This is a genomic window from Streptomyces sp. PA03-6a (assembly GCF_033792765.1).
Taxonomy (GTDB): domain Bacteria; phylum Actinomycetota; class Actinomycetes; order Streptomycetales; family Streptomycetaceae; genus Actinacidiphila.
Genome location: NZ_JARAVK010000283.1, coordinates 1 through 10,672, shown reverse-complemented (window position 1 = coordinate 10,672; position 10,672 = coordinate 1). Strand labels below are relative to the sequence as shown.

The 10,672-nt window shown below is 72.0% G+C and carries 12 protein-coding genes; 6 read left to right on the top strand and 6 right to left on the bottom strand.

Going from position 1 to position 10,672, the window contains the following annotated elements; translation table 11 throughout:
* Positions 1–392 precede the first annotated feature (392 nt).
* Positions 393–668 carry a hypothetical protein gene (locus PV350_RS39680; protein ID WP_500338297.1) on the top strand — a complete coding sequence of 92 codons (276 nt, stop codon included), beginning with the start codon at positions 393–395 and terminating at the stop codon, positions 666–668.
* 161 nt (positions 669–829) lie between these two features.
* Here the strand turns inward: PV350_RS39680 and sodN are convergent, their stop codons facing one another.
* Positions 830–1,225: a superoxide dismutase, Ni gene (gene sodN / locus PV350_RS39675; RefSeq protein WP_018563636.1), complete on the bottom strand. Its 396-nt coding sequence runs from the start codon at positions 1,223–1,225 to the stop codon at positions 830–832.
* A gap of 138 nt (positions 1,226–1,363) precedes the next feature.
* On the opposite strand from sodN, the gene sodX reads away from it, so the two are divergent.
* The gene (gene sodX, locus PV350_RS39670; RefSeq protein WP_499513909.1) at positions 1,364–1,798 is read left to right on the top strand and encodes a S24/S26 family peptidase; all 435 of its coding nucleotides are present in this window, start codon (positions 1,364–1,366) and stop codon (positions 1,796–1,798) included.
* On the opposite strand, the gene PV350_RS39665 is transcribed toward sodX, so the two are convergent.
* A complete protein-coding gene (locus tag PV350_RS39665) occupies positions 1,702–2,331 on the bottom strand; it encodes a CGNR zinc finger domain-containing protein (protein WP_499513910.1) in 630 nt (209 codons plus the stop codon). The genes sodX and PV350_RS39665 overlap by 97 nt on opposite strands.
* A 79-nt stretch (positions 2,332–2,410) precedes the next feature.
* Here PV350_RS39665 and PV350_RS39660 point away from each other — a divergent pair, with 79 nt between their 5' ends.
* Complete coding sequence (locus PV350_RS39660; RefSeq protein ID WP_499513911.1) at positions 2,411–3,175, top strand: methyltransferase domain-containing protein; 765 nt, start codon at positions 2,411–2,413, stop codon at positions 3,173–3,175.
* 69 nt (positions 3,176–3,244) lie between these two features.
* On the opposite strand, the gene PV350_RS39655 is transcribed toward PV350_RS39660, so the two are convergent.
* Genes PV350_RS39655 through PV350_RS39645 form a run of 3 tightly spaced genes read right to left on the bottom strand, consistent with a single transcriptional unit; the run spans position 3,245 to position 5,948 of the window.
* On the bottom strand, positions 3,245–4,033 hold the full coding sequence (locus PV350_RS39655) for an amino acid ABC transporter ATP-binding protein (RefSeq protein WP_499513912.1): 789 nt from the start codon (positions 4,031–4,033) through the stop codon (positions 3,245–3,247).
* On the bottom strand, positions 4,030–4,980 hold the full coding sequence (locus tag PV350_RS39650) for an amino acid ABC transporter permease (RefSeq protein WP_500338294.1): 951 nt from the start codon (positions 4,978–4,980) through the stop codon (positions 4,030–4,032). Before PV350_RS39650 ends, PV350_RS39655 begins: the two co-directional genes overlap by 4 nt.
* A gap of 26 nt (positions 4,981–5,006) precedes the next feature.
* Positions 5,007–5,948: an ABC transporter substrate-binding protein gene (locus tag PV350_RS39645; RefSeq protein ID WP_499513914.1), complete on the bottom strand. Its 942-nt coding sequence runs from the start codon at positions 5,946–5,948 to the stop codon at positions 5,007–5,009.
* A 496-nt stretch (positions 5,949–6,444) separates the two neighbouring features.
* Here PV350_RS39645 and PV350_RS39640 point away from each other — a divergent pair, with 496 nt between their 5' ends.
* The 3 genes from PV350_RS39640 to PV350_RS39630 all read left to right on the top strand — a co-directional run bounded on the left by PV350_RS39640 (position 6,445) and on the right by PV350_RS39630 (position 10,227).
* The gene (locus tag PV350_RS39640) at positions 6,445–7,692 is read left to right on the top strand and encodes an NAD(P)-dependent malic enzyme (protein WP_499513915.1); all 1,248 of its coding nucleotides are present in this window, start codon (positions 6,445–6,447) and stop codon (positions 7,690–7,692) included.
* 132 nt (positions 7,693–7,824) lie between these two features.
* Positions 7,825–8,787, top strand: a complete 963-nt coding sequence (locus tag PV350_RS39635; RefSeq protein ID WP_499513916.1) for a zinc-binding dehydrogenase — start codon at positions 7,825–7,827, stop codon at positions 8,785–8,787.
* A 255-nt stretch (positions 8,788–9,042) separates the two neighbouring features.
* The gene (locus PV350_RS39630) at positions 9,043–10,227 is read left to right on the top strand and encodes a helix-turn-helix transcriptional regulator (protein WP_500338291.1); all 1,185 of its coding nucleotides are present in this window, start codon (positions 9,043–9,045) and stop codon (positions 10,225–10,227) included.
* 15 nt (positions 10,228–10,242) lie between these two features.
* On the opposite strand, the gene PV350_RS39625 is transcribed toward PV350_RS39630, so the two are convergent.
* Positions 10,243–10,672, bottom strand: a 430-nt coding sequence (locus PV350_RS39625) for a hypothetical protein (protein ID WP_500338290.1), incomplete at its 5' end; no start/stop codon positions are given.

The following is a 10,672-nucleotide window of genomic DNA, read 5'->3' as shown; positions in this document are numbered from 1 at the left end:
GCTAGCACGTCGGTTGACCCGTACGAGTGAGATCGAGTCTACAGCGGCCCCACCCGCCCGACCCGGACCCACACCCCCTCACCTGCACCTTCACCCCGGGCCCCGGGAGCGGTACCGCCACGGGGGCGAGTCCATCAAAGACGGGGCGCCCCGCACACGGACTTCCGCGGTATTGCCCCCGCCCTTCCGGAGCGTGTGCCTGTGCGCACGCGGGAGCGCGAGTGACGGCTCGGGGGTGGCGCGCCGGTACCCCGCGCAAGCGCCCCCCGGGCCGTCACTTGCCTCCGGCCCGGGGGGTCCGTCCGGCGGGGGCGGCCCCGGCGGTCCGGGTGAAGGTGCCCAGGCCGTCGGCGTCGAGGTGTTCCACGCGGACCCGGCCGGACCCGGCCGTCGTGGACGACCCCGACCGCCACGCCGGGCACACCGGTCCTGCGCATCGCCTCCCGCACGGAACCGTCCAGGCGGTCCACGGCGCGGGCCACCTGCGCGGCCGTCAGCTGCGGCGGGGGCTGGGCGGGCGGTGCGTCCGGGAGCGTGCCGGCGCCGCCGGAGGGGGAGGGGACCGGTCCGCCCCGGTGCGCGGACGGTGCCGGCGCGACCGCGCCGGCGAGACCACCGGCGGTCAGCGCGGCCACCAGGCCGAGTGCGGCCAGGGCGCGGGGGCGTGAGGTCCGGACCCGGGGGGAGCGCAGCGGCATGGCGCCCATTCAAAGCGCACCGGGAGGCACTGTCCTGCGGTCACGGTCCGATCGGGGGGCGTACGACCGCGCCCGGTCCGCGCGGGCCCCTGCGGGGCCGCCCGGACCGGGCGCGGTGCGCCGACGCCAGGTCAGGCCTTCTTCGTCTCCTGGAAGATGGCGTCGATCTGGTCGATCAGGTCGAGCAGCTTCTGGCCGGTCGCCGGGTCGGTCGAGGCCTTGGCGGCGCTGCCCGCCTTCAGCGCGTCGTTGAAGAGCTGGTGCAGTTGCGGGTACTTCTCGAAGTGCGGCGCCTTGAAGTAGTCGCTCCACAGCACCGACAGGTGGTGCTTGACGAGCTCCGCGCGCTGCTCCTTGATGACGATGGCGCGGGCCCGGAAGTGCGGGTCCTCGTTGGCCTGGTACTTCTCCTGGACCGCCTTGACGGACTGCGCCTCGATGCGGGCCTGGGCCGGGTCGTAGACACCGCAGGGCAGGTCGCAGTGGGCGCTGACCTTGACCTTGGGCGCGAACAGGCGAGCGAGCATGACTGTCCTTCCTCGTGATCGTCTTTCCACCAGGGAGATTACTCCCCTGTCGAGTGGTTTTCTCGGGTGCCCCTTGGTGCTTAGGACAAAAGTCTGGTGTCACCCTGGGCTGGTGGAGCATGGAGGAGGAGGCTGAGCATGCGTGAGCCCGGGCTTGGGCAGAGGAGGAGAGTGCCGTACCAGCTGGTCGAGGTGACAGGTCCGTCGATGGTGCCGACGCTGCAGCACGGCGACTGGCTGCTGGTGCAACACGTCAGGAGCGCCGCGGAGGTCCGCGAGGGTGACGTGGTGGTGCTGCGCCATCCGCTCCAGCAGGACCTGCTGATCGTCAAACGCGCCGTGGAGCGGCGCGAGGGCGGCTGGTGGGTGCTGGGCGACAACACCTTCGTGGAGAACGACAGCAGGGAGTTCGGCACCGTCCCGGACGAGCTGGTGCTCGCCCGGGGACGGGGGCGCTTCCGGCCGCCGCGCGAGGTTCAGCGGTCGGCGGCCGGTGTGGCGGGCTGGCTGGTGTCCTGCGTCAGGCCGCTCAGGGCGGACCGCTCGTTCTCCAGGCGCTTGCGGGCGCGGTAGGCCGCGACGTTGGCGCGGGTCGCGCAGCGGTCCGAGCAGTAGCGGCGGGACCGGTTGGTCGAGGTGTCGATGTAGGCGTTGCGGCACGTGGTGGCCTGGCAGATGCCGAGCCGGTCCACACCGAGGTCGGTGAGCTGGAAGGCCAGGCCCATGCAGGCGGTCGCGGCGTAGGAGGCGGTCGCCGTGGCCGCGTGCTCGGCGAGGTGCATGTGCCAGTCCGGCCGGCCGCTCTCGTCGAGGTACTCGTGGCCGGAGATCTGCGGGCTGACCGGGAACTCCAGCAGCAGTGCGTTCAGCAGGTCCACGGCGCGCACCTCGTCTCCCTCGGAGGCGGCCTCGAAGACGCCGCGCAGCCGGGTGCGGACGGTGCGCAGCCGCTGTACGTCGGCGTCGCCCACGCGGCCCGCCGCCTGGCTGGCCGGACCGAACAGCTCGCGCACGGCATCGACCGAGGTCAGATGGTCGAGGCCGCGCTCGGGCTCCTCGCTGTTCACCAGGCGCACGGCGTAGTCGGAGTAATAGGCGAGTTCCACTTGTAGTCCTTACGCGTGCGCTCTAAGGTCGGTAATGACTGCTCTTGCTCTAAGGGTATTACGACTGGAGGGGAACCGTATGTCCGACACCACTGCGGCGGTGACCGACTGGCAGGCCTGGCAGGACAGCTGGGACCGGCAGCAGGAGTGGTACCTGCCGGACCGGGAGGAACGGTTCCGGATCATGCTCGACATGGTGGAGGCGCTGGCCGGCCCCGCGCCCCGGGTGCTGGACCTGGCCTGCGGCACCGGCAGCATCTCCGACCGGCTGCTGCGGCGCTTCCCGGACGCCGTGTCGACCGGCGTGGACCTCGACCCGGCGCTGCTGGCGATCGCCCGCGGCCACTTCGCCGGCGAGCGCAGGATCGAGTTCGTCACTGCCGACCTGCGCGACCCGCACTGGTCGCGGGCCCTGCCGTACGACACCTACGACGCCGTGCTCACCGCGACCGCCCTGCACTGGCTGAAGCCCGGGCCGCTGGAGGCCCTGTACGGGACGCTGGCCGGCCTGCTGCGCGACGGCGGGGTGTTCCTCAACGCCGACCACATGCCCGACGCCTCGACGCCGCGGCTCAACGCGGCCGTGCGCGAGCTGGACCGCGCCCGCCGCGAGCGGCGGAGGGCGGAGGGCGTGCTGGACTGGGAGCAGTGGTGGGCCACCGCCAAGGCCGACCCCGTGCTGGCCGGTCCCACCGAGGAGCGGTTCGTGATCTACGGTTCCCACGCCGACGGGGACGAGCTGCCCCCGGCCTGGCACGCCGCGGCCCTGAGGGAGGCCGGCTTCGGCGAGGCCCGGGAGGTCTGGCGTTCGGTGTCGGATGCGATCGTCCTCGGGCTGAAGTGATCCGTACCCCGCCGCGGGGGAACGCGTGAGGGGCGGCGCCGGACGGCGCCGCCCCTCACGCACGCCCGGTCAGAGGACCTTGGAGAGGAAGGCCTTGGTGCGGTCGTGCTGCGGGTCGGTGAGCACGTCGCGCGGGTGGCCGGACTCGACGACGACGCCGTCGTCCATGAAGACCAGGGCGTCGCCGACCTCGCGGGCGAAGCCCATCTCGTGGGTGACCACGATCATCGTCATGCCGTCCTCGGCGAGGCCCCGCATGACGTCCAGGACGTCACCGACCAGCTCCGGGTCGAGCGCGGAGGTGGGCTCGTCGAAGAGCATCAGCTTCGGCTCCATCGCCAGCGCGCGGGCGATGGCCACCCGCTGCTGCTGACCACCGGAGAGCTGGGCGGGGTAGTGCCCGGCCTTGTCGCGCAGGCCGACCCGGTCCAGCAGGGCCAGCGCGCGCTCGCGGGCGACGGCCTTGGCCTCCCTCTTCACCCGCACCGGGGCCTCGATCACGTTCTCGATCGCGGTCATGTGGGGGAAGAGGTTGAAGCGCTGGAAGACCATGCCGATGTCGCGGCGCTTCGCGGCGACCTCGCGGTCCTTGAGCTCGTAGAGCTTGTCGCCCTTCTGCCGGTAGCCGACCAGCTCGCCGTCGACCGAGAGCCGGCCGCCGCTGATCTTCTCCAGGTGGTTGATGCACCGCAGGAAGGTGGACTTGCCCGAGCCCGACGGGCCGATCAGGCAGAACACCTCACGCGGGGCGACCTCCAGGTCGATGCCCTTGAGGATGTGGGCCAGGCCGAAGTGCTTGTGCACCGCCTCGGCCTTGACCATCGGGTGGGCGCCGGTGCCCTTGCTGAAGTCGGTCATCGTGCCACCTCCGGGCGGCGGAAGGTGCCCAGGTTGGCCCTGACCCGCTGCCACGGGGTGGGCGGCAGGTTGCGGGTCGTCCCGCGGGCGTAACGGCGCTCCAGGTAGTACTGGCCCACCGAGAACACCGAGGTGAGGACCAGGTACCAGACCGCGGCGAGGAAGAGCATCTCCACGGTGGCACCGGTGGTGTTGCCGATGTCGGTGGTGGAGCGCAGCAGTTCGGCGTACTGGGCGGCCTGCGCGGCCAGCGACGAGGTCTTCAGCATGTTGATGAACTCGTTGCCGGTCGGCGGGACGATCACCCGCATCGCCTGCGGCAGCACCACACGGCGCAGGTTCTGGCCCTGGGTCATGCCCAGCGCGTGCGACGCCTCGGTCTGGCCCTCGTCGACGGACTGGATGCCGGCCCGCACGATCTCGGACATGTACGCGGCCTCGTTCAGACCCAGGCCGAGCAGCGCGGCCATGAAGGGGGTCATGAACTGGTTCATCTCGTCCTTGTAGAAGCCGAGATTGATGACCGGGAAGATCAGCGCCAGGTTGAACCAGATGAGCAGCTGGACGTAGACCGGGGTGCCGCGGAAGAACCAGATGTAGCCCCAGGCCACCGAGGAGGTCACGGGGTTCTTCGACAGCCGCATCACCGCGAGCACGATGCCCAGGATCAGGCCCAGCGCCATCGAGACCACGGTGATGACGACCGTGTTCCGAAGGCCCTTGAGGACCGCGGAGTCGAACAGGAAGTCCGGGATCGCCCCGTAGTTCACGTTCGCGTTGGCGAACGCGTTGACCAGCAGCCCCAGCACGGCCAGCACCAGGATCGCCGAGATCCAGCGGCCGTAGTGGCGTACGGGGATCGCCTTGATGGCCTCCGGGCGGGAGGCCGCGGCGGGCGGGGTCCCGCCCGGGGTGCCGGCCGGGACCTTGTCATTCGCTTCGGACATGGAGGGAAGCCTCTTGCTGTCGTGACTCAGGAGCCGCCGTTGATCTTGGCCTCGGTGACGGCGCCGTCGGTGACGCCCCACTTCTCCAGGACCTTGGTGTAGGAGCCGTCCTTGATGACGGCGGTCAGCGCGGCCTGCAGCGCGTCGCGCAGCTCGGTGTTGCTCTTGGCGACCGCGATGCCGTACGGGCCGGCCTCGACCTGCTCGCCGGCGAGCTCGAAGTCGTTGCCGCCGCCGGAGGTCTTCACGGCGTACGCGGCGACCGGGAAGTCGGAGACGTCGGCGACGACGCCGCCGGCCTTCAGGCGGGTCTGCGCCTCGGTGTCGGTGTCGAAGGGCTCGATCGACATCGGCTTGTCGCACTTCTGGGCCTTGAGCAGGTCCTGGGAGGTGGTGCCGCGCTGCACGGCGACCTTCTTGCCGCACAGGTCCGCGAGGGACGTGATGCCCTCCGGGTTGCCCTTCTTCACGATGACCGAGGAGCCCGCGGTGAAGTAGTCCACGAAGTCGACGCCCTCGCCGACCTTCTTGCCGGTGGAGGAGTCGACGCCCTCCTGGCGGTCCTTGGTGTCGCTCATCGCCGACATCACCATGTCGTAGCGCTTGGCGCGCAGACCGGTCAGCAGGGTGTCGAAGGTGCCGTTGTTGAACTCGACCTTCACACCGAGCTGCTTGGCCATGGCGTCGGCCAGGTCCGGGTCGATGCCGACGTTCTTGCCGTCCTTGACGAACTCCACCGGCGGGTACGCGATGTCCGAGCCGACCTTGAGCACGCCCGCCGACTGCACCGACTTCGGCAGCTTGTCGAAGAGCGGCGCCTTGGACGCGTCGCTCGACGCGGACGGGGACCCGCCCTTGTCCGTCTGGTCGCCGCAACCGGTGAGGACGAGGGCACCGGCGACCGCGATCGCTCCGACCGCGGCGAAGCGGCTCGTCACGGTCGAGCGACGGGTGGTACGTGCGGTCATTGGTGGTTCCTCCTGCGGGAATCCTGGGAGCAGCCGATCTCCGGGTACACACGTTCGGATGTCGCGTTCACGTGTGATCTCCGCATCTTGCCATCCGGACACGTCCTCATGGGGGCCCGGATGTGTCAAAATCGCATAACGGGCGATCCCCTGACCCCCACCAGGCCGGTACACCAAGGCCGGACCGCGGTGGGGCCGTGCTGCGAAGTTGCGTGCATCACTTTCCTTGTCCCGCTATTCGGACGGCTTGTTGCGTTGTGCGCAGAAGTTCCCGATGTGCGACACCGTGGTGCGGCGCACAGACTCGTCAGCGGAAACCGTCTTCCGGTACAACAGACCCTTACCCCTCACCGGGGGCCCCTCGGCGCGCGTGCGGCGCGCCTGGCCTCCGTCGCGCCCGGGACCACTCGAGTCCGGGTGTACGGAAGCCGAGCCCACCTACCCCCTGTTGTAGGGGGTAGTACCCTCATAGACAATTCGGACAAAGGGGTCAACAGTGGCAGCGGAGATTGTCAATCCTCGCACCGACGGCACGGACAGCACCGACAGGACCGAACACGCGGAGAGCGCCGACGGCGACGGCCCGGAAAGCCCCGTGGACCCGGTCTTCGCCCTCCACCGCGGCGGCAAGATGGAGGTGACCGCGACCGTCCCGGTGCGCAACGCCGACGACCTGTCGCTCGCCTACACGCCGGGCGTCGCCCGCGTGTGCACCGCCATCGCCGAGCAGCCCGAGCTGGTCCACGACTACACGTGGAAGTCCCAGGTCGTGGCCGTGGTCACGGACGGTACGGCGGTGCTGGGCCTCGGCGACATCGGCCCGGAGGCGTCCCTGCCGGTGATGGAGGGCAAGGCGATTCTCTTCAAGCAGTTCGGCGGCGTGGACGCGGTCCCGATCGCGCTCGCCACCACCGACGTGGACGAGATCGTCGACACCGTCGTGCGCCTCGCACCCTCCTTCGGCGGGGTGAACCTGGAGGACATCTCCGCCCCCCGCTGCTTCGAGATCGAGCGCAAGCTGCAGGAGCGCCTGGACATCCCGGTCTTCCACGACGACCAGCACGGCACGGCCGTCGTCACGCTCGCCGCGCTCCGCAACGCCACCCGGCTGACCGGCCGCGCGCTGGGCGAGCTGCGCGCGGTGATCTCCGGGGCCGGTGCCGCGGGCGTCGCCATCGCCAAGATCCTCGTCGAGGCCGGCATCGGGGACGTCGCCGTCACCGACCGCAAGGGCGTGGTGCACGCGGGCCGCGAGGACCTGAACTCCGCCAAGCGCGAGCTCACCACGTACACCAACCGGGCCGGGCTCACCGGGACCCTGGAGGAAGCGCTCGCGGGTGCGGACGTCTTCATCGGCGTCTCCGGCGGCACCGTGGCGGAGGAGGCCGTCGCCACCATGGCGAAGGGCTGCTTCGTCTTCGCGATGGCCAACCCCACGCCGGAGATCCACCCCGACGTGGCGCACAAGTACGCGGCCGTCGTCGCCACCGGGCGCAGCGACTTCCCGAACCAGATCAACAACGTGCTCGCCTTCCCCGGCATCTTCGCGGGCGCGCTGCAGGTGCGGGCCTCCCGGATCACCGAGGGCATGAAGATCGCCGCCGCCGAGGCGCTGGCCGCCGTGGTGGACGGCGAACTGTCCGCCGACTGCGTGATCCCCTCGCCGTTCGACGAGCGCGTGGCCCCCGCGGTCTCCGCCGCCGTGGCCGCGGCCGCCCGCGCCGAGGGCGTCGCCCGGCGTTGAGCGCGCCGTACGCCCGCAGACCACGCCGCCGCGCGGCGCGGTGCCCGCCGGTCGGGGGCACCGCGCCGCGCGGCGCGTGTCACATCCCCGTGCGGTTACGCCGGGGCACCGCGCGGCGCTAGCGTCAAGGTCATGTTCGCTGCCTACGCCGCCCGAATCGACCGCGACCAGCCGCTGAGCGGCCTCGAACTCGGGGAGCGCCCCGAGCCGGAGGCACGGCCCGGCTGGAGCACCGTCACCGTCAAGGCCGCCTCCCTGAACCACCACGACCTGTGGTCGCTGCGCGGGGTGGGGCTCGGCGAGGAGAGCCTGCCGATGATCCTCGGCTGCGACGCCGCCGGGATCGACGAGCACGGCAACGAAGTCGTCGTCTACCCCGTCGTCGGCCTGAGCGGTCACGGGGTGGGCCCCGACGAGCCGCGCAGCATCCTCACCGAGAAGTACCAGGGCACCTTCGCCGAGAAGGTCTCCGTGCCCACCTGGAACCTGCTGCCCAAGCCGAAGGAGCTCTCCTTCGAGGAGGCCGCCTGCCTGCCCACGGCCTGGCTGACCGCCTACCGGATGCTCTTCACCAACGCGGGTGTGCGCCCCGGTGATTCCGTCCTGGTCCAGGGTGCGGGCGGCGGCGTCGCCACCGCCGCCATCGTGCTGGCCAAGGCCGCGGGCCTGCGGGTCTTCGCCACCAGCCGCGACGAGGCCAAGCGCAAGCGCGCCGAGGACCTCGGCGCCGACGCCGCCTTCGAGCCGGGCGCCCGGCTGCCGCAGCGCGTGGACGCGGTCATCGAGACCGTCGGCGCCGCGACCTGGTCCCACTCGGTCAAGTCGCTGCGCCCCGGCGGCACGCTGGTGATCTCCGGCGCGACCTCCGGGCCCAACCCGAAGGCCGCCGAGCTCAACCGGATCTTCTTCCTGGAACTCAAGGTGGTCGGCTCGACCATGGGCACCAAGGACGAGCTGGAGGACCTGCTCAGCTTCTGTGCCGTCACCGGGGTGCGCCCGGTCATCGACACCGTGCTGCCGCTGGACCGGGCCCGCGAGGGATTCGAGAAGATGGCGGGCGGGGACCTGTTCGGGAAGGTCGTCCTGACGGTCTGAGGGCCGGCGCGTGGGTCCGGAGGCCCTCAGCGGGCCCCGGACCCGAGGCCGCCCGGAACACCGGGAGCAGTACGTGCGCCGGCAGCCACACCGGCACGGGGCCGCCCAGGACGTCACCGGTCGTCACCGCACGCCAGGGCCCGCCTTCCCGGTGGCTGCGGCATCACATGGACTGCGGCAATCTGGTCCGCGACGTGGTGGCACGGCGCACCGGGACGGCGGCCACGACTGGGCGGTGCCCTGCTCGGTGCCACCATGGCGCTGGCCGGCCAGGTGCGGGAAGGCAGGGAACTGCTGCTGCGGGAGCGGGCGGCCCTTCCCGAGGCCGTCACCCCCGAGCTGCAGCAACTGACGGTGCAGATAGGCGAGGCACTCTCCTGGGCCGACGAGGACGCCGCCGCGGCCTCCCTGCTCGGCGGGGTCGTCGAGCGGATCCGGCGCGGCGCCTCGCTCGGACTGCTCGCCTACGCCCTGGCCGGCCGGTGCGAGGCCGAGAGCTGGCGGAACTGGGCGGCGGCGAGGGCCGACGCCGCCGAGGCCGTCCGCTGGGCACGCGAGCTGGGCCAGGTCACCACGGGCAGCTATGCCGCCATCCTGCTCGCCCGTATCGACGGACGCCGCGGCGACCGCCAGGGCTGCGAGCGGCACATCGCGGCCTATCGGGAGCGGAACGGCTGGCCGGTCACGCACGGCCTGGAAGTCCTGGCTCTCGGGGCCCTCGGCTCGGCCGCACTCACCGCGGGAGACCCGGACGACTGCGTTCGCCATCTGGAGCGGGCCTTCGCGCTCGCCGAGGAGTGCGGGCTGGGCAATCCCAACATGCTGACCTTCGTGGCCGACCTGGCGGAGGCGCACGTCCGCGGCGGGAACCGCGACCGGGCGGCCGGACTGGCCGACTGGCTCGACGAGCGGGCCCGGGCCACCGGCCTGGCCTGGCCCGAGGCGGCGACGGCACGCTGCCGCGGTCTGCTGGCGACCGACGCCGACGAGGCGGTACGGCTGTTCGCCGCGGCGGACCGGGCGCACGCCCGCCGGGAGATGCCCTTCGACCAGGCGCGGACGGCCCTGGTGCACGGGGAGGTGATGCGGCGGTTGCGTCGCCCCGCGGAGGCCCGCGTCCCGCTGCTCGCGGCCCTCACCACCTTCAGCGCGCTGGGCGCCCGTCCCTGGGCCGCGCGGGCGGAGGCCGAACTGGCGGCGGCCGGACACCGCGTCGCGCCGCAGCGGGCGCAGGTCTCCCTCGCCGACCTGCTGACCGCCCAGGAACTCCAGATAGCCCGCGCCGTCGCCGGCGGGCTCGGCAACCTGGAGACCGCCTCGACCCTGTTCCTGTCCCGCAAGACCGTGGAGGCGCACCTCACGCGGGTGTACCGCAAGCTCGGCATCCGGTCGCGCTCCGACCTCGCCCGTACGCTGGCGACGGCCGGCATGGTGCGGTGAGCAGGCTCCGGACGGTCAGCGCAGCGGTGTCCACAGCGTCTTGGTGACCGGTGGCCGCCCCTCCCGCAGCGTGACCTCCACCGGCTGCCCGCCCTCGGGGAGCCCCGGGACGGGGTCGTCGCCCTGCACGCGGCACGACAGTTCGGCGTCCTCGGGGAAGGCGCTCTCCCCGGCGGACGGCTCCCAGGCGTACGGCACCCCGTGGACGGCGACGCGGAGCACCGGGGACGCGGACCCGTCCGCGGTGAAGGCGGACCGCCACGCGGCCCCGGCCAGGGAACGGGCAGGGTGGGGATTGCGGATGATCACCGTGACCCCGTGCCCGTCGCCGGTGACCCACGCCGTCAGGCGTATGCCGTCGGGGAGGGGGACATGCGTCCCGGCCGTCTTCGGGGGCACGGGCGGGGCCGCGGGTGCGCCCGTGCCCCCGAAGACGGCCGGGACG

Coding starts and splice junctions, on each gene's coding strand:
- sodN (WP_018563636.1), bottom strand. CDS start 1,225: ATGCTCGCTCGCCTGTTCGCGCCCAAGGTCAAGGTCAGCGCCCACTGC.
- sodX (WP_499513909.1), top strand. CDS start 1,364: ATGCGTGAGCCCGGGCTTGGGCAGAGGAGGAGAGTGCCGTACCAGCTG.
- PV350_RS39660 (WP_499513911.1), top strand. CDS start 2,411: ATGTCCGACACCACTGCGGCGGTGACCGACTGGCAGGCCTGGCAGGAC.
- PV350_RS39655 (WP_499513912.1), bottom strand. CDS start 4,033: ATGACCGACTTCAGCAAGGGCACCGGCGCCCACCCGATGGTCAAGGCC.
- PV350_RS39650 (WP_500338294.1), bottom strand. CDS start 4,980: ATGTCCGAAGCGAATGACAAGGTCCCGGCCGGCACCCCGGGCGGGACC.
- PV350_RS39645 (WP_499513914.1), bottom strand. CDS start 5,948: ATGACCGCACGTACCACCCGTCGCTCGACCGTGACGAGCCGCTTCGCC.
- PV350_RS39635 (WP_499513916.1), top strand. CDS start 7,825: ATGTTCGCTGCCTACGCCGCCCGAATCGACCGCGACCAGCCGCTGAGC.
- PV350_RS39630 (WP_500338291.1), top strand. CDS start 9,043: ATGGCGCTGGCCGGCCAGGTGCGGGAAGGCAGGGAACTGCTGCTGCGG.